This window comes from Ruegeria sp. HKCCA5929 (assembly GCF_013034525.1).
Taxonomy (GTDB): Bacteria; Pseudomonadota; Alphaproteobacteria; order Rhodobacterales; family Rhodobacteraceae; genus Ruegeria.
This window is the reverse complement of record NZ_WQGE01000001.1, coordinates 316,861-333,952: the sequence shown is the minus strand read 5'-3', so window position 1 is coordinate 333,952 and position 17,092 is coordinate 316,861. Positions and strand designations below refer to the sequence as shown.

Sequence of the window (17,092 nt, the reverse complement as noted above, 5' to 3'; positions counted from 1 at the left end):
CGGACAAACAGGTCATGCACCGACCTGCGCGTCAAGACCTCGCGCCAAGACACAGCTACGACGTTCGGGTTGGTTGACAAGTTTTTTTGCCAAGGCGCGCGGTCGCGGTTGGTCTTTTTAAACAGCTATGCTAGCGGAAAGCCATGACCGATACCCTCACGATCCGCCGCCCCGACGACTGGCATCTGCATCTGCGCGATGGCGCCATGCTGCAGGCCGTTCTGCCCGAAACTGCACGCCATTTTGGCCGTGCGATCATCATGCCCAATCTGGTGCCCCCGGTCGTCATCGGCGCGCACGCCGCAGCGTATCGCGACCGCATCATGGCCGCGCTGCCCGACGATATGACGTTTGAGCCGTTGATGACACTTTATCTGACCGAGGATACGGACCCAGACGATCTGGCGGCTGCCCATGCAAGCGGTTTGGTCAAGGCCGTGAAGCTGTACCCCGCAGGGGCTACGACCAACTCGCATTCCGGTGTGCGGAACTTTGACAACGTGCGTCCTGTGCTGGAGCGTATGGCCGAGATTGGCTTGCCCCTGTGTGTGCACGGTGAAGTCACCGACGCGGAGATTGACATTTTTGACCGTGAGGCCGTGTTCATCGACCGTGTACTGGACCCAATCCGCAAGGCCACTCCGGGTCTGCGCGTGGTGATGGAACATATCACCACCCGAGACGGTGTTCAGTATGTCAAAGCCAATGAGGCAGACCTGGGCGCGACAATCACAGCGCATCACCTGATCATCAACCGCAACCACATTCTGGTTGGCGGGATCAAACCGCATTATTACTGCCTGCCCGTCGCTAAACGCGAAGAGCATCGGTTGGAGTTGCTGAAAGCCGCCACCTCGGGCGATCCGCGTTATTTCCTTGGCACCGACAGCGCTCCGCATACGGATGACAACAAGGAAATGGCCTGTGGTTGCGCGGGATGCTTCACGGCAACCAACACTATGTCCCTGGTGGCCGAGATGTTCGACCGCGAAAGTGCATTGGACAAGCTGGAAGGCTTTGTGTCGCTGAATGGTCCCGCTTTCTATCGAATGCCCGTGAACGAGGACACCATCACGCTGACCAAGGGCGAGCCGGTCGAATACCCCGACAAGATCGAAACCGGAGACGGACCCGTCACCGTTTTCGACCCCGGCTTTCCGTTGCATTGGCGCGTGGTTTAACCTGTCAGTTTGACAGCCAGATCGCGGGCGCGACCTCCAGTGCGCAGCATTGACCAGATCGCGTCCGCCTCATCCGTGCCGATCAACTTGGCCGCTTTGGCACGTACACGATCCTCGCGGTCAGACAGTGACATTGGGGTCAGCAGATCATGCGTTGCCTCACGACGAATACCGTCGCGGCGCAGCAAGGCCAAATGCGCCTGTGTCTCTGACAAGCTTTCATCTGCTTCAACAGTGATGCGGTCGCGCAAGGACGTAATGCGTGGGTCAGCGCAAACCTTATCCGTATAACTGCCGGGCAAGGCGGTATCATATCCCAAGGCCTGCATCGCGATGACAGTGCGATATGAGAATTTAGCCCCTAACCCGCTTGCAGGTGTCAGCTGATTGCACACACTCATCCAACGCGGATGGGTTTTGATCTTGATCTCGGCCACTTCAGGCTCGGCGATGTCCAGTTCCCGTGCCGCTTCGAGCGCAGCGTGCAAGCCGTGACAGCAGGCATGGAATTTGTGACTGACGCTTTCGAACAACCATTCATCGCCCAAACCGTCCAGCGCGCTTAAATCCGTCGCGCCCTGATGAGTTGCGCCAAATCCAAAAGGCCCTTCCAGCGCATCGGCATTGGCCTGAAACCCGTGATGAACCAGCAAAGCTGTTTCGATCCCGGCTGACGCCGCAAGGCCCGCGTTATATGGCTTGCCCATCGTCCCGAACTGCGCCTTCAGTCCGGCTGCACGGGTGGCGGTCAGACCCAAAACGGATCGCATCTGGTTTATATCGAAGCCCAACAATCGCCCTGCGGCGACGGCGGCCCCAAATGCACCAGACGTGGCTGTCTGATGAAACCCGACCTGATAGTGGCCCCGACCCAACCACAGGCCAACACGAATTGAGGTTTCCATCCCAATCAAAGCGGCTTCGAGCAAGTCGACCAGAATACGATCATCCCACTCGGCCACAGCAAGCGCCGCCGGAAGGATGGCAACAGACGGATGCCCGATATGGGCAAAATGCGTGTCGTCGTAATCCAGCGCATGAGACACTGTGCCATTCACCAACGCGGCTCCGCGCAATGGCGCTTCACCTCCGCCAAATAGATGGGCCTGTGCCTGGCCACCCTCGTCCAGAACCATCTTGCGAATGATGGATGAGACAGGTTCGTTCGCACCCGCTCGACCAACCGCAACCCAGTCCAGCAAGGACAGAGACGTCACAATCCGCGCCTGAGATGTTGTTGAAATCGGTCCCGCCGCAAACGCGGCCAATGATGTAGTGAATTCCGTCATGGGCGCAGTCTAGCGAGCGCAATTGCGGCGTAAAGACCTAGCCGTAGAGTTCTTGGGCCCGCGCCTCGAACGCACGTACGATCCTTTGCATGGCTTCGTTGAACACGACGCCAATGATCCCCTGCAGAATCGCGTTCTTGAACTCGAAATCCACGTGGAACGAGATATTGCAGCCTCCATCCGGCGCATCCTCGAATTGCCAGTCGGACTTCATGTATTTGAAGGGGCCATCCAGATACTCGGTATCGATCTTCTTCTGGTCTGCAAACAGAGTCACCCGGCTGCCAAAACGTTCGCGGAACACTTTGAACGAGATGACCAGATCAGCTTCCATCACCTGCGCTTCGCCCACTGAATATGTCTTGCGGATACGAGCTGCAGCGCACCACGGTAGAAACTGCGGATACTTGGCCACGTCCGCCACCAGATCATACATCTGCTGGGCCGTGTATGGCAGGTGGCGAGTTTCCGAATGGATAGGCATGACGTCCGGTATTTGCAGGTGACAATGGCGCGTCATGTCGTATGTTGCGCGCCAAAGATCAAGGGGGCAACGATGACTGACCGCGCATATGTGATAGATGAGATGATCTCGGCCAAGGCCATCGCTGCCAGAATTGAAGAGCTCTGTCGCGAAATCACAGCAGAATTCGGCAACACCGACAAGCTGGTTGTCGTGGGCTTGTTGCGCGGCAGTTTTGTTTTTATCGCCGATCTGGTCCGCGAATTGGATTTGCCGATCGAAGTGGATTTCCTTGAGGCGTCATCTTACGGCGACGCCATGGAAAGCAGTCGGGAAGTTCGTATTCTCAAGGACTTGCGTGGCGCAATTGAAGGGCGTGATGTGCTGGTCGTTGAAGATATTGTGGATACAGGTCACACGCTGAATCATGTCACCAAACTTCTTCAAAGCCGCAAACCTGCACGCTTGAAATCCATTGCTCTGCTCGACAAGCCAAGTCGTCGTGAAGTGGATTTCCGCTCAGACTGGATCGGGTTCGAGATCCCGGACGAATTTGTGGTCGGTTACGGCATCGACTACGCGCAGCGAAACAGAAATCTGCCGTTTATCGGCAAAGTTCGGTTTACGGGCGAATAGGTTGGCCTTCACTCACTGCTTTTTGGGTAGGTTCCCAACCAACCATTCTGCTATCTGAATATAAATAGACATAAGCTCATATTTTCCTCTAAAGTTCTTTAAAACGATGGAGATCTGTTGATGAAGCGTATTGTCGCGACAGTTGGTGTTGTTATGGCGGTCGTAGCTCTTGCCAGTGCAGGCGCTGCAAAGGACAACAAAGGCAAAGGGCAAGGGGCCAACAAAAACAAGGTGGAAAAAGCCATCAAGTCAAACGGCAAGGCGGTTCCACCCGGCCAAATCAAAAGATATACGCGCGGCCAAAAGTTGCCGGATGACTTGCGATTTGACTACATTGACGATCTCGACAATTGGAAGCTCAAGCCACTGGGCCCGGGTCAAAGATATATTCGGGTGGACGACGAGATTTTGTCGATATCGGATGACACAAAAACAGTCATAGAAGCCGTTGGAATTGTTGGTGATCTCGCCAACTGAATGAATTCAAACTGACGATCGCCTTCCAAGAGTGGCATCAATAGCGTTAAGGAAGATCCCAACACCTACGGGTATCAACGCATCTGGAAAATCATAGTCCGGATTGTGCAGTTGGGGATGATCCCAACCCGATCCCAACCAGAACATCGCGGCTTTTGCGCTTTTGCCAAACTGCCCGAAATCCTCGGAAAATCGCTGCGGCTGATCGACCAACCGGCATTTAATTCCCTGATCAACACAGGATCGCTTCAGAATTGAGACGGTTTCCGGGTGATTGACGCAAGCTTCGAAGACCTCATCGTAAGAAATCTCCACCGAAAGTCCCTCGTCCTGCGCCGTCTTGCGGACCATCGCTTCAGCTTCGTCGATCAGGCGCGTCATCCGTTGGTCCGAGACTGTGCGCAGCGTCACCCACAATTCAGCTCGTCCGGGGGCAACACCCACAGTGCGCTCGCCCAGATTGGCGTGCGTGACGGTGGTTAAGGCGTAGTCGTCGTTCAAGTCGCCACCCGCCCCCAAATCAGCCAAGGCTGGCATTAGTTTGGCCAAGGCACCCGCTGGTGACACGCCATCTTGAGGCGCAGCCGCGTGCGAGGTCTTACCCGTCAGCACAACCTGCATACCGCGCGAGGCACAGTTTGCCGGACCGGTACAGAGTTCGACCGCTCCAAGCTCCAACCCCGGTAAGTTGTGCAAGGACAACACGATGTCCGGGGAAATTCCGGCAAACTGGGAATCTGCCCGGAATGCGACCGCGCCATGCCCTGTCTCTTCGGCAGGCTGGAAAATCAAAACGACACGACCGGAATTTGGACGTTTGTGACCCAAAGCGTCAGCGACACCCAGAACCATTGTCATATGGCCGTCATGGCCGCAGAGATGCCCTTTGCCATCTGTTTGCGAGACATAAGGCAGATCAGCCACTTCCTGGATCGGAAGGCCATCCAACTCGCACCGAATGGCTAGAGTTGGACCCGGTTGTCCGCTTTCGAAAACACCGGCAGCCCCATGTCCCCCGATGCCCGTCAGAACTCGATCTGCTCCGGCTTCGCGCAACAAATCAGCGACGCGCGCCGCAGTTTGCACTTCCTGCCCCGAAAGTTCCGGGTTCTGATGCAATTCGCGGCGCAGGCGGGTCAGCCGTGCGACAAGATCCGGGGTCACGCTTGCTGCAGCTTTTCTTGACGCGCGGTCCTCAGACGGGCGAAATCGTCACCCGCGTGATAAGACGAACGGGTCAAAGGCGTTGCCGACACCATCAGGAAGCCTTTTCCATAGGCCGCCTTTTCGTAAGAGGCGAATTCTTCCGGCGTGACGAAGCGATCCACACCATGGTGCTTTGGGGTCGGTTGCAGGTACTGACCAATGGTCAAAAAATCGATATCCGCGGCGCGCATGTCATCCATGACCTGACGCACTTGTTGTTCGTCTTCGCCCAATCCAACCATGATGCCGGATTTGGTGAAAATCGACGGGTCCAGCTCTTTCACACGTTGCAGCAAACGCAGCGAGTGAAAATACCGCGCGCCGGGTCGGACCTCGGGGTATAAACCCGGCACGGTTTCCAGATTGTGGTTGAACACATCGGGTTTCGCCTGAACCACAACCTCCAACACCTCAGGCTCACATTTCAGGAAGTCAGGTGTCAGAATCTCGATCGTGGTCTTCGGGGAACGGTGGCGCACTGCGCGAATGGTCTGCGCGAAATGCTCTGCTCCACCATCATTCAGGTCGTCGCGGTCCACCGACGTAATAACAACGTGGTTCAGGCCCAGCTTTTCAACCGCATGTGCCACGCGACCCGGTTCAAACGCATCCAACTCGTCAGGTCGCCCGGTGGCGATGTTGCAAAAGGTACAGCCGCGCGTACAGATCTCACCCATGATCATCATGGTGGCGTGACCCTGGCTCCAGCATTCGCCAACATTGGGGCAACCCGCTTCTTCGCAAACCGTTACCAGATTGTTGTCACGCATGATCTTGCGGGTATCCGCATAGCCCTTGCCACCCGGTGCCTTGACCCTGATCCAGTTCGGTTTTTTGGGTTGCGCGTTATCCGGGCGATGCGCTTTTTCCGGATGGCGTTGTTCTGGGATCTTGAGATCTCGCACGGGCTGTTATCCTGACTTTGGGTCAACTTTGTGTACCTATAACATAAACAAGTCGCCATTGTTACACCAGCGACGCATAGCCGCTATGCGCGTATTTTCCGCAAGCAAAATGATTTAAGGCTAAACTATATTTTTACCTTTTGTTTTCAAAGCGCAAAGGCAAGAAAAAACTTCGCAAGCGCAGCACTTCTTCGATTGAAGGTGTTTTGGAACTGTTTTAAGCCCCGCGCAGATCACATCTGACTCACAGGAGCTTGAGCATGAAAACCGGAGCGAAACTGCCCGACGTGACCTTCCACACACGTGTCCGGGACGAGGCTGTTGAAGGCCCAAACCCGTTCCGTTGGGAAGACAAGACAACCGCCGATTACTTCGCTGGCAAGCGCGTGATCCTGTTCTCATTGCCCGGTGCGTTCACGCCGACCTGCTCGACCTACCAACTGCCGGGTTTCGAGAAAGGCTTTTCCGATTTCACCGCCCAAGGGATCGACGAGATTTACTGCATGTCCGTCAACGACAGCTTTGTGATGAACAAATGGGCGCAGGATCAAGGCTTGCAAAACGTCAAAGTCATTCCGGACGGTTCGGCAGAGTTCACGCGCAAGATGGGTATGTTGGTCGACAAAGACAATCTGGGTTTCGGCATGCGTTCGTGGCGCTATGCCGCCATCGTCAATGATGGCGTGGTCGAAGCGTGGTTCGAAGAGCCCGGCCTGATGGATAACTGCCCCGAAGATCCCTATGGCGTGTCTTCGCCGGAAAATCTGATGACGCATCTTCAGGCAGCGGCGGAACCGGAATTGGCCTGATCACTGGCTTAAGGCATGAAAAAGGCCCGCTTTGCGCGGGCCTTTTTGTTTCTAGTGACTCTCAACCGATCATGCGGTCACGTTCAGCCTGATCCTTGTAATGCTGTTTGAGCCTCTGCAAAGCTATGCGTAGGACAATCTTGCCGGACCGGGCCGACCACCCCATGCGTTTTTCCGCCAGTTCCAGCCCTTCAAGAAAACAGCAACAGCGCAGCGCAACATCACTTAAACCCGGACCCAGATCTGACAGTGCGCGCGCAACTCTATCCCTAGCATCGGAAAACCCCCTGCCCCCATGCGCGTCACTGTCGTAGGTGCCGCGACCACCCGCGGTCAGGAAATGATCCCAGTTCTGAGAAACCTGCGGACCGATTTGCGCCAGTTCGAAGTCTTCGCGCAAACGCTCTCCGGCCTTCACGAGTGTTTCATCCAGAAACGGTTTTCCGTCCCGATCGCGGCGCCGTGCCAAAGCGGTCAATGGACTTTCCGTGGCGCTATATCGAATACGACTAATGCTTTGAGCAAGCCCACCTGACGGCTTTGCCTGAAACCCGCTTTGCGCTTCGGCGAATCCAGGCTCTGTCCCGGCCCGGGCCTGGTTTTCGGCCTGAGCGATCAAGTGGCTTAATGCCGTTCGTCCCGCTGACGAGATCCGATAACGCGAGATACGCCCAGGATTGTCGCAGGAAATCCAGTCTTTGAGCGCCAAGGCCTGTGCAATCTTGCAATCGACTACTGCAGTTCTGGTTGCAGCGCTGTTACCTGTGTCGCGGACAACAACGGCCTTGTCCATCTCCTCGGCTACAGCAAGCACGGATCCGGTTTCGCTCAGGCGACGCAGAATACGCAAAGCTTCGCGCTCAAACTCCTGCTCTTCAGCAGCCTCATCCTGAGAGGCAAATGACCTGTTACCCGTGCCGGAAACAGAAAAGTGCGTTTCAGCAAGCGATTGCAGGGCCGCATCAACCAGAGGATCATCGCGACGCATTTCGATACGTCGAATTTGCCTAAGGATGGTTGACGCATGGCATCCAGCTGATCGCGCTATATCGCGGATCGAACGGCCGGTTTCGGTATGGGCAAGGTATCTTTGCGCCCCCTCTGGAACCCATGCCGGAATGGTGAAAGCCATGTTGTTTTCCATCATTATTTGCCCTCATCGACAAAACAAACTGCTACTTTTCGCCCTCGGAATGCGGGTTAACCAATTCTAACTAGAGGTCCATTCGTTACTCGTTCGTTAACCGCACGAGGCACAAACCAGATTTGATTCAAAAAGATAAACAGTCGTGAAACCATCGTTCGGCGAGACTGACGCAAAGGCAACACCCGCTTAGGTTGTGCAACAAGGGATCCCGGAAATCTTAAGGAAAAGGGACAAAATATGCAGGACCTGATGACGATGATCGCAACCCTTCGCCGCCCTCGTATGCTGGCGCGGGCGGCCAAGTTCGGGGCCAGAGATTACAATCGGGACAGGCACTTGCAGCGCATTCTGGGATACGGGTCGCTACCCGGATCCGGACAGGCCCTACTGCGATTGATGGAGATGGAGAAAGAAGTAAACGAACGGCGCAAAGAAGAAGATGCGGCCTATTCCCTGGTGCGGCATCTGGATCTGCTTATCGCGCTGTTGGGTGAGGCGCAGTTGTATCAAGCCAACCGCGCCTCAGCTTTTCAGTGATCAGGTGAACGCATCCGGCATGGAAGCCTTTTTCTCGGCGATATAGGCTTCCAGCGCTGCGGCGGTATCCGGATCCATTTGCGGTTGCTGGTAGTTTGCCAGCAAATGCTCGACCCGCGCGGACGCCAATGCGCGCGTGTCACGTGCGCCCTCTTCCTGCCAGGTTTCGTAGGGCTTGTAGTCCAGCAGATCAGACTTCCAGAAGGATTCCTTGAAGTTTGCCTGCGTGTGCGCACAACCAAGATAGTGACCGCCAGGACCCACTTCGCGAATTGCGTCCATGGCCTGCGCGTTGCCATCGTACGCGACACCCTTGGCCAATGAATGCAGAATACCCAACTGGTCTGCATCCATGACGAACTTTTCGAAATCGGCAACAAGGCCACCCTCAAGCCAGCCACAGGAATGCAGCATGAAGTTCACGCCGGACAACAGGCCCATGTTCAGTGAGTTTGCTGTCTCGTAAGCCGCCTGCGCGTCTGGCAGTTTTGAACCACAGAAGGACCCTGCAGACCGGTAAGGCAGGTTCAAGCGCCGTGCCAACTGACCCGCACCGTAGGTAATGTGTGCTGCTTCAGGCGTGCCAAAGGTGGGTGCGCCCGAATTCATGTCGATCGAGGTCACGAATGCACCAAAGATCGCTGGCGCACCGGGTCGGATGATCTGGCTGTAGGCCACACCAGCCAAAACTTCGGCCAAAACCTGCGTCAGGGTACCTGCAACCGAAACCGGAGCCATCGCGCCGCCCACGATAAAGGGCGAGATGATGCAAGCCTGGTTGTTGCGCGCATAAACCTCCAGCGCGCCCATCATCACATCGTCAAACGTCATCGGCGAGTTGATGTTGGTCAGTGAGGTCATCACTGTATTTTCCTGTACGAACTCCTTACCGAACAGGATCTCGCACATCTCGACCGAGTCCTGCGCCCGGCTAGGATCTGTCACCGATCCCATGAAAGGCTTGTCTGACAAGGTCATATGCGCCTTCAGCATGTCCAGGTGGCGTTTGTTCACCGGAATGTCGGTTGGTTCGCACACCGTGCCGCCCGAATGGTGCAACCACTTGGACATATAGGCCAGTTTCACGAACTTGTTGAAATCGTCCATGGTCGCATAGCGACGGCCGCCTTGCGCATCACGCACAAAAGGAGGGCCGTAAACAGGTGCCAGAACCATATTGCGGCCACCGATGACCACCGATTTCTCGGGGTTGCGGGCGTGCTGCGTGAACTCGCTGGGGGCGGTTTTGATCAGCTCGCGCGCGAGGCCACGCGGGATGCGAACACGTTCACCATCAACATCCGCACCAGCATCGCGCCAGCGTTCAAGCGCAGCGGGGTTGTCAACGAAGTTGACACCGATTTCTTCCAACACGGTTTCCGCGTTGTTCTCGATGATTTCAAGCGCCTCTTCATTGAGGATCTCGAAATTCGGAATGTTCCGTTCAATGTATTTCGCGGTCTCGATACGGACCGCGGTACGCTCGGCACGGCGGGCGGCGCCACCGCCACCTCTTGCCCTGCGTCGGGTGTTTGCCTCTGCCATGAGAAAATCCCGTCTGGTTGGTTAGATTGGAGCTTGTGATACAGGTTTACCAGAACTCGGGCATCGGGATTGCGGCGCTCTGGGGGGAAAAGCGACATTGGTACCCTGCCGAGCAGCAAACACGTCCTCAAAGTTAATCAGGCCTCTGAAACACTATCCCACTCAATGCTTTCGATACTCGGCTCCAGCATCAACGGCGCGACCACCTTGTGCTGCAGCTCTTCGGGGTGATCCTCCATCGAAACAAGAACCGCTATGGTCTGCGAACCGTCAGCACTGTCCCCTTTCTCGAACCCAACGATGCGAATGTCATTTTGGGCCAGCGCCTTGAGAACCGCGACGCGCGCATCGGCCTGCGTCTCTTCTTTGCATTGCAAAAGAATCTTGAATTCCTGCGTCAGCGGAACGCCGGCGCGCGTTGTCCGTTTGAGCCATTTGACAAGGGGCCTAAGGCCAAGGTTCACAAAAATGACAAAGCCAGTCATCATCAAGGCGAATAACCAAGCCCCCGTCCCCGCCATCATTCCAACAGCGGCCGAACACCACAAGGTTGCCGCCGTGTTCAGCCCGTGGATCGTGAATCCGTGGCGGAAAATGATTCCGGCCCCTAAAAAGCCAATGCCCGACACGACCTGTGCGGCCACACGGGTTGGGCTGACTTCGTCCGGAAAAAGAGCAGAAAACACAACAAAGGCCGCGGCGCTCAGGGCTACAAGCGCATTTGTCCGCAAACCGGCCATTCTCTGCCGGACTTGCCGTTCGGACCCTATTAGTGCCCCGCAAAACAACGCAAGCGCCAGATTCAGCGCGGCAATTTCTATCGAAATCGGCAATTCATGATCCTTATCCAGACGAATCCAGACTTGGATCCTTTCAGGTTGTCATATTTTTGTTACAAAACTTTTACAATTGGGTTTTTGTGGAGGCCCGAAAATCCAAAGGAATTGGACGTCGCCCTTGCGAAATCACCGGGCTTGCCCTAAGGCGCAGACATGACCCAGACATCCCACGACCGCCTTCTGATCATCGACTTCGGTAGCCAGGTAACGCAGCTTATTGCCCGCCGCCTGCGTGAGCTGAATGTTTATTGTGAAATCCACCCTTACCAGAATGTCACGATGGATTTCGTGCGGGAAATGTCCCCCCGTGCCGTGATTTTCTCGGGTGGCCCTGACAGCGTGACGCGCGAGGGTTCGCCCCGTGCTCCGCAAGAGATATTCGATTACGGCGTTCCAATTCTTGGCATCTGCTACGGCCAACAAGTGATGATGCATCAACTGGGCGGCAAGGTGGAAAGTGGTCACGGCACTGCCGAGTTCGGTCGGGCCTTTGTCACCCCCGGAAACACGTTGGATATTCTGGATGGCTGGTTCGCTGATGGGGATGAGCAGGTCTGGATGAGCCACGGCGACCACGTCAGTGAGATCGCACCCGGCTTTGAGGTCTTTGGCACCTCGCCCAACGCGCCTTACGCGATCACGGCGGACCCTGCGCGCCACTTCTATGCAGTGCAGTTCCACCCCGAAGTGCATCACACTCCCAAGGGCGCGAAGTTATACGAAAACTTCGTCAAACTGGCGGGCTTCAAGGGCGACTGGACCATGGGCGCCTATCGCGAAGAGATGATCCGCAAGATTCGCGAGCAGGTCGGCGACAAAAAGGTAATCTGTGGTTTGTCCGGTGGTGTCGACAGCTCGGTTGCTGCGATTCTGATTCACGAGGCAATCGGGGATCAGTTGACCTGTGTCTTTGTCGATCACGGTCTACTGCGAAAGAACGAAGCCGAAGAGGTCGTGGGCATGTTCCGCGACAATTACAACATTCAGTTGATCCATGCGGACGAATCCGAGCTGTTCTTGGGCGAGCTCGAAGGTCAAAGCGACCCGGAGACTAAGCGTAAGACCATCGGCAAGCTGTTCATCGACGTGTTCCAGAAACATGCCGACACCATCGAAGGGGCCGAGTTCCTGGCTCAGGGCACGCTTTATCCTGACGTGATCGAGTCGGTGTCCTTCTCGGGCGGTCCGTCAGTGACGATCAAGTCGCACCACAATGTGGGTGGCCTGCCCGAGAAGATGGGTCTGAAGCTGGTCGAACCGCTTCGTGAGCTGTTCAAGGACGAAGTCCGCGCACTGGGCCGAGAACTCGGCCTTCCGCAGAGTTTCATTGGCCGCCACCCCTTCCCCGGACCGGGTCTGGCCATTCGTTGCCCCGGTGAAATCACCCGCGAAAAGCTGGAGATCCTGCGCGAAGCCGATGCCGTCTATATCGACCAGATTCGCAAGCACGGCTTGTATGATGAAATCTGGCAGGCGTTTGTCGCCATCTTGCCTGTGCGCACCGTGGGCGTCATGGGCGATGGCCGTACCTACGACTATGCCTGCGCGCTGCGGGCTGTCACTTCGGTTGATGGTATGACCGCAGATTATTATCCCTTCAGCCACGAGTTCCTTGGTGAAACCGCGACGCGGATCATCAACGAGGTTAAGGGCATCAACCGCTGCACCTATGATATTACCTCAAAACCGCCGGGCACGATTGAGTGGGAATGATAGGCGAACGCCGCACTGAGATAAAAGGTGGAACGCGCGGAATGTTGTGTGCGTTCAACGCGCTTCCACAGAAATACACTGAAACATTCTTGCATCCACTCCTTCTTCGGCGTTTGATTTGCTAGACACATTTAACTGTCTTTTCTAATGCCTGGCTTTGCACTCCATCGCATGTTTGGCCACGCGACTAATTCTGGGTGCGTTAGTAATGAGCCACGGGCAAAGTCACGTCTTTAAGGCTGCTCTATGGATGACGGGTGCCATCGCCTCGTTTTCATCCATGGCCGTTGCCGGACGAGAGTTAAGCCTCACCCACGACACGTTCGAGATCATGATGTATCGCAGCATCGTCGGGTTTCTTGTTGTGGCGCTTGTCCTGACAATCACCCAGAACTGGGCGCAGGTTTCAACGAAACGCCTGGGGCTGCACGCGATACGAAACACACTGCATTTCACCGGACAGAACCTTTGGTTCTACGCCGTAGCAGTTGCGCCGTTGGCACAAGTCTTTGCCCTTGAGTTCACGCAACCACTCTGGGTCATACTGTTATCCCCTATGTTCCTGAAGGAACGTCTGACCCCACTTAAGATAGTCGCAGCGCTTATTGGGTTTGCAGGCGTTCTGATTGTCACTCGCCCCGGTTCTGCCCCGCTAAGCCCGGGTCTTGTTACCGCGGCGCTTTCTGCTGTTTTCTTCGCGTTTACAACAATTACCACCAAGAAACTCACCCGGTTTGCAAGTATTGGATGCATCGTCTTCTGGCTGACGGCCATGCAGGCTGTCCTGGGTGCCGCAGCGGCCGGATTCGATGGTCAGATTTCACTGCCAAACACAAACACTGCTCCCTATCTGGTTCTTGTTGGGCTAGCCGGATTACTGGCGCATTTCTGTATCACCAATGCCCTGGCCATTGCCCCGGCCACTGTCGTGGTTCCCTTCGACTTTGCCCGTCTTCCCACGATCGCAGTGGTCGGGATGATCCTGTATCACGAGCCCATCGACCATTGGGTCATGATCGGCGCTGTGGTCATTTTCTCTGGCATCTTCTTAAACATCTGGTCCGAAAATCGTAGCAATTTGGCAACAACTCCAAACATGAGTCGCACCAAGTAACGCTCCGTCACCAGTTGACCTTAAAGTAACCAAAAAGAAAGTATCGTGCGGAATAAAACGGGCAGGCGATCATTTCACTCACAACAGTCGCCAACATAACCCGCAGGAGACCCATAGGGAGGACAGAATGAAAAAAACGCTACTTACAACCTGCGCGCTGTGCGTTGGGGCAGCAACTGCCCATGCAGGTGGCCTTGACCGAAGCGGTCAGGGGATCAATTTGATTTTCGAAGAAGGTTCAGTTGTTCAATTCCGTCTTGGCTACACTGATCCGAGTGTGAGCGGCACTATGCCCGCGTTGGCGGGTCCAAACATTGGCCAGCCTCAGGACTCTGGCGAAGTGGCTAATGATTTCTTCACGCCGCACCTAGGCTACAAGGCGGCCCTGACCGAAAAACTCGATTTTGCAATCATGTATGACCAGCCGTTTGGTGCTGACATCCAGTATGCAGCCAGCTATCCGCTGTCGATAAACCCAATTCCAGGCGGTCGGACTGACGTTCTGAGAGCAACAGCGGACACCGACGCGATCACTGCATTGCTGCGCTATAAATTCGACGGAGGCTTTAGCGCAATCGGCGGCATTCGCGCGCAGCGCGTTGAAGCATCAGTCACCGTACCGCTTGTCGCAGGCTATAACGTAGATACGAACGCCGATACAGCGTTTGGATACGTAATCGGTGTAGCCTGGGAAAAGCCCGAGATCGCGGCCCGTGTGTCTCTGACCTACAACTCGAAGATCAGCCACGATCTTTCACAGACCGAATCTCTGAACCCACCGCCAATTCCCCCAATCCCACCGGGAACGGTTGCGACGTTCAACTCAAACAGCGAAATTGAAACGCCACAATCCGTCAATCTGGACTTCCAGACAGGTGTTGCCCCGAAAACCCTTCTGTTCGGATCTGTTCGTTGGGTCGACTGGCCACAGTTGGTCTACAATCCGCCAAACTATCCGCTGGCCAGCAACCTTGTTGACTATGACGATGCCACCTTCACCTACTCATTGGGACTGGGCTACCAGTTCTCGGAAGAGTTCTCCGGCGCTGTGACTCTTGGCTACGAGTCGTCTCAAGGTACACCGGTTTCAAACCTCGGCCCGACCGACGGTTTCTGGAGCATTGGCGTAGGTGGCACCTACTCGCTTGAAAATGCACAGATTTCTGGCGGCATTCGCTATACGGATATTGGCGACGCAACAGCAGACGGCGCTGGCCCCGGTGCGCGCGCAACATTCACGGGCAACAGCGCCTGGAGTGTTGGGTTCCAGATCACCTACGCTCTGAACTGATCGCCACCATCTTAGAACATGTCAAAGCCCCGCTGTTTCAGCGGGGCTTTTTCGCAAGAACCGGGTCGCAGTTTCACCTTCCGAATGAGACAGTGACGCCATGAATGCACAAAAACACCTTTCGCCCCGCGCGTGGGCCGAGCTTTTGCTACTTGGCATCATCTGGGGCGCGTCCTTTGTCTCAATCCGGATCGCGCTGGATACTATTCCGGTCATGACGTCCGTGCTTCATCGGACGTTCTGGGCCATGCTGGTGCTTTGGCTGGTGGTCTGGGCTCAGGGGCACGAATTTCCGCGTGCTCCAAGGGTTTGGGCTGCCTTCCTGGTCATGGGTCTTCTTAACAACGTGATCCCTTTCAGTCTGATGGCCTGGGGGCAACTTTACATCGACACCGGCCTGACCGCGATCCTGAACGCCTCGACCGCCGTGTTTGGGGTGCTGGTTGCAGCTATTTTTTTTCGCGATGAACGGCTGACAAAATCCCGACTGATTGGCGTTTGTCTGGGCTTCGTCGGCGTCACGATTGCAATTGGCGTACAAAACTTCACAGCGTTCAGCCTGCAAAGCACAGCCCAGCTTGCTGTTCTGGCTGGAACAGTATCATACGCTTTCGCAGCCGCATGGGCCCGATATGCGCTGACCGATCTTCCCCCAATCGTTGCCGCAGCAGGCATGTTGACCGGATCGACCATCTTGGTGCTGCCGCTAACCCTGATAACGGATGGTTTGCCAAGTCTTGCGCTGCCAGCAATCACCTGGGCGGCCATTGGCTATTACGCAATTTTTGCAACTGCCGGGGCGTACCTTTTGTACTACCGTGTTCTGGCCATGGCCGGCAGCGGCAACCTAATGTTGGTGACGCTGGTGATTCCCCCAGTCGCCATCGTATTGGGGGCGTTACTGCGTGGCGAAGCCTTGTCGCCCAATGCCTATTTTGGCTTTGCTATTCTTGCCGCAGGTCTTTTGGTTCTCAATCACTCTGGCCGTCGTGATTGACGCCGCCCGTTGCCCGATTTAGCAAAGGCAAAAAAGGGACAGCGCATAATGATCTACTCCTCAGCCGAAGACTGGCGCACCGCACGTCGTAAGAAAGTGCTGTTCTTTGGCATGTCCGGCCTGGGCAAAACGTATGTCTCGAACATCCTCAGGGATTCGGGGAACTGGTTCCACTACTCGATCGATTACCGGATCGGCACGCGTTACATGGGTGAATACATCACCGACAACGCCAAGGCCGAGGCTATGAAGGTTCCGTTCCTGCGCGACCTACTGTTGTCGGACTCGATCTATATCGGCTCGAATATCTCGTTTGAAAACCTGACCCCTGTTGCCGCCTATCTTGGCAAACCGGGCAATCCGGCGCTTGGCGGGTTGGAAATGCCAGAGTACCGCCGCCGGCAGGAGCAGTTTCGTCTGGCCGAGATCCACGCCCTTTTGGATACCGAATATTTTATCGACCGCGCCGAGCGTTTGTATCAATACCCGCACTTTATCTGTGATACGGGTGGCTCGATCTGTGAATGGGTCGACCCCGAGGATCCCAAAGATCAGATCTTGTCAGAACTGTCGCGCCAAACCCTGATGATCTGGTTGCAGGGGGATGAAGGTCATACAGCCGAATTGGTGCGCAGGTTCGATAAAGCACCGAAACCAATGTCTTATCAGGCAGATTTCCTGACCCGCACATGGGCCGAGTATCTGGATCAAAAAGGGTGTGCCGAATCTGATGTGGACCCTGACGATTTCGTTCGCTGGACCTATGCGCAGGCTCTGGCGCACCGCCAACCGCGCTATGAGGCGATGGCCAAGAACTGGGGTGTGACGATTGCAGCCGATGATATCGGCAAGATCCGCGACGCCGGTGATTTCGATGAGTTGATCGAACGCACCCTTGAGAACGAACCCAAGAACGCCTAACTAGCAGTTTTCCTTACTCTCT

Annotated in this window: 17 protein-coding genes; 10 read left to right on the top strand and 7 right to left on the bottom strand. The window is 55.6% G+C overall.

Annotation, left to right across the window (positions count from 1 at the left end; genetic code table 11):
• Positions 1–143: 143 nt before the first annotated feature.
• Positions 144–1,181 carry a dihydroorotase gene (pyrC, locus tag GOV90_RS01615; protein ID WP_171089703.1) on the top strand — a complete coding sequence of 346 codons (1,038 nt, stop codon included), beginning with the start codon at positions 144–146 and terminating at the stop codon, positions 1,179–1,181.
• Here pyrC and GOV90_RS01610 read toward each other — a convergent pair.
• Both GOV90_RS01610 and GOV90_RS01605 read right to left on the bottom strand, forming a co-directional pair.
• Positions 1,178–2,470 (bottom strand): MmgE/PrpD family protein, encoded by a 1,293-nt coding sequence (locus GOV90_RS01610; protein WP_171089701.1) that lies wholly within the window; start codon positions 2,468–2,470, stop codon positions 1,178–1,180. The genes pyrC and GOV90_RS01610 overlap by 4 nt on opposite strands.
• Before the next feature lie 37 nt (positions 2,471–2,507).
• Entirely contained in the window at positions 2,508–2,954 is a 447-nt protein-coding gene (locus GOV90_RS01605) for a type II toxin-antitoxin system RatA family toxin (protein WP_171089698.1), read from the bottom strand.
• Between the two features lie 72 nt (positions 2,955–3,026).
• Between GOV90_RS01605 and hpt the strand changes: the two genes are divergently transcribed.
• Positions 3,027–3,569, top strand: coding sequence for a hypoxanthine phosphoribosyltransferase (gene hpt, locus GOV90_RS01600; protein WP_171089696.1), 543 nt, complete (start codon positions 3,027–3,029; stop codon positions 3,567–3,569).
• A 120-nt stretch (positions 3,570–3,689) separates the two neighbouring features.
• Positions 3,690–4,046: a hypothetical protein gene (locus GOV90_RS01595; protein WP_171089694.1), complete on the top strand. Its 357-nt coding sequence runs from the start codon at positions 3,690–3,692 to the stop codon at positions 4,044–4,046.
• 6 nt (positions 4,047–4,052) lie between these two features.
• On the opposite strand, the gene GOV90_RS01590 is transcribed toward GOV90_RS01595, so the two are convergent.
• Together GOV90_RS01590 and lipA are read right to left on the bottom strand one after the other, a co-directional pair.
• A complete protein-coding gene (locus GOV90_RS01590; RefSeq protein ID WP_171089692.1) occupies positions 4,053–5,210 on the bottom strand; it encodes an amidohydrolase in 1,158 nt (385 codons plus the stop codon).
• Positions 5,207–6,157 (bottom strand): lipoyl synthase, encoded by a 951-nt coding sequence (gene lipA / locus GOV90_RS01585; RefSeq protein WP_171089690.1) that lies wholly within the window; start codon positions 6,155–6,157, stop codon positions 5,207–5,209. Before lipA ends, GOV90_RS01590 begins: the two co-directional genes overlap by 4 nt.
• A 260-nt stretch (positions 6,158–6,417) precedes the next feature.
• On the opposite strand from lipA, the gene GOV90_RS01580 reads away from it, so the two are divergent.
• Positions 6,418–6,966, top strand: a complete 549-nt coding sequence (locus GOV90_RS01580; RefSeq protein ID WP_171089688.1) for a peroxiredoxin — start codon at positions 6,418–6,420, stop codon at positions 6,964–6,966.
• Positions 6,967–7,027: 61 nt separating this feature from the next.
• Here the strand turns inward: GOV90_RS01580 and GOV90_RS01575 are convergent, their stop codons facing one another.
• On the bottom strand, positions 7,028–8,110 hold the full coding sequence (locus GOV90_RS01575; protein WP_171091143.1) for a DUF6456 domain-containing protein: 1,083 nt from the start codon (positions 8,108–8,110) through the stop codon (positions 7,028–7,030).
• A gap of 240 nt (positions 8,111–8,350) precedes the next feature.
• On the opposite strand from GOV90_RS01575, the gene GOV90_RS01570 reads away from it, so the two are divergent.
• On the top strand, positions 8,351–8,650 hold the full coding sequence (locus tag GOV90_RS01570; protein WP_171089687.1) for a DUF6477 family protein: 300 nt from the start codon (positions 8,351–8,353) through the stop codon (positions 8,648–8,650).
• Here the strand turns inward: GOV90_RS01570 and GOV90_RS01565 are convergent, their stop codons facing one another.
• Both GOV90_RS01565 and GOV90_RS01560 read right to left on the bottom strand, forming a co-directional pair.
• The gene (locus GOV90_RS01565) at positions 8,651–10,195 is read right to left on the bottom strand and encodes a trimethylamine methyltransferase family protein (RefSeq protein WP_171089685.1); all 1,545 of its coding nucleotides are present in this window, start codon (positions 10,193–10,195) and stop codon (positions 8,651–8,653) included.
• A 137-nt stretch (positions 10,196–10,332) separates the two neighbouring features.
• Positions 10,333–11,028 carry an MgtC/SapB family protein gene (locus tag GOV90_RS01560; protein ID WP_171089683.1) on the bottom strand — a complete coding sequence of 232 codons (696 nt, stop codon included), beginning with the start codon at positions 11,026–11,028 and terminating at the stop codon, positions 10,333–10,335.
• A gap of 159 nt (positions 11,029–11,187) precedes the next feature.
• Here GOV90_RS01560 and guaA point away from each other — a divergent pair, with 159 nt between their 5' ends.
• From guaA to GOV90_RS01535, 5 genes are all read left to right on the top strand, one after another.
• Positions 11,188–12,747 (top strand): glutamine-hydrolyzing GMP synthase, encoded by a 1,560-nt coding sequence (gene guaA / locus GOV90_RS01555; RefSeq protein ID WP_171089681.1) that lies wholly within the window; start codon positions 11,188–11,190, stop codon positions 12,745–12,747.
• A 208-nt stretch (positions 12,748–12,955) separates the two neighbouring features.
• Positions 12,956–13,861, top strand: coding sequence for a DMT family transporter (locus tag GOV90_RS01550; RefSeq protein WP_171089679.1), 906 nt, complete (start codon positions 12,956–12,958; stop codon positions 13,859–13,861).
• A 127-nt stretch (positions 13,862–13,988) separates the two neighbouring features.
• Positions 13,989–15,152, top strand: coding sequence for an OmpP1/FadL family transporter (locus GOV90_RS01545; protein ID WP_171089676.1), 1,164 nt, complete (start codon positions 13,989–13,991; stop codon positions 15,150–15,152).
• 100 nt (positions 15,153–15,252) lie between these two features.
• Complete coding sequence (locus tag GOV90_RS01540) at positions 15,253–16,149, top strand: DMT family transporter (RefSeq protein ID WP_171089674.1); 897 nt, start codon at positions 15,253–15,255, stop codon at positions 16,147–16,149.
• A 48-nt stretch (positions 16,150–16,197) separates the two neighbouring features.
• Positions 16,198–17,070 carry an ATPase gene (locus GOV90_RS01535; protein ID WP_171089673.1) on the top strand — a complete coding sequence of 291 codons (873 nt, stop codon included), beginning with the start codon at positions 16,198–16,200 and terminating at the stop codon, positions 17,068–17,070.
• The last annotated feature ends 22 nt before the right edge of the window (positions 17,071–17,092 follow it).

Coding starts and splice junctions, on each gene's coding strand:
- GOV90_RS01610 (WP_171089701.1), bottom strand. CDS start 2,470: ATGACGGAATTCACTACATCATTGGCCGCGTTTGCGGCGGGACCGATT.
- pyrC (WP_171089703.1), top strand. CDS start 144: ATGACCGATACCCTCACGATCCGCCGCCCCGACGACTGGCATCTGCAT.
- hpt (WP_171089696.1), top strand. CDS start 3,027: ATGACTGACCGCGCATATGTGATAGATGAGATGATCTCGGCCAAGGCC.
- GOV90_RS01535 (WP_171089673.1), top strand. CDS start 16,198: ATGATCTACTCCTCAGCCGAAGACTGGCGCACCGCACGTCGTAAGAAA.
- GOV90_RS01580 (WP_171089688.1), top strand. CDS start 6,418: ATGAAAACCGGAGCGAAACTGCCCGACGTGACCTTCCACACACGTGTC.
- GOV90_RS01540 (WP_171089674.1), top strand. CDS start 15,253: ATGAATGCACAAAAACACCTTTCGCCCCGCGCGTGGGCCGAGCTTTTG.
- guaA (WP_171089681.1), top strand. CDS start 11,188: ATGACCCAGACATCCCACGACCGCCTTCTGATCATCGACTTCGGTAGC.
- GOV90_RS01565 (WP_171089685.1), bottom strand. CDS start 10,195: ATGGCAGAGGCAAACACCCGACGCAGGGCAAGAGGTGGCGGTGGCGCC.
- GOV90_RS01570 (WP_171089687.1), top strand. CDS start 8,351: ATGCAGGACCTGATGACGATGATCGCAACCCTTCGCCGCCCTCGTATG.
- GOV90_RS01550 (WP_171089679.1), top strand. CDS start 12,956: ATGAGCCACGGGCAAAGTCACGTCTTTAAGGCTGCTCTATGGATGACG.
- GOV90_RS01605 (WP_171089698.1), bottom strand. CDS start 2,954: ATGCCTATCCATTCGGAAACTCGCCACCTGCCATACACGGCCCAGCAG.
- GOV90_RS01595 (WP_171089694.1), top strand. CDS start 3,690: ATGAAGCGTATTGTCGCGACAGTTGGTGTTGTTATGGCGGTCGTAGCT.
- GOV90_RS01575 (WP_171091143.1), bottom strand. CDS start 8,110: ATGGAAAACAACATGGCTTTCACCATTCCGGCATGGGTTCCAGAGGGG.
- GOV90_RS01545 (WP_171089676.1), top strand. CDS start 13,989: ATGAAAAAAACGCTACTTACAACCTGCGCGCTGTGCGTTGGGGCAGCA.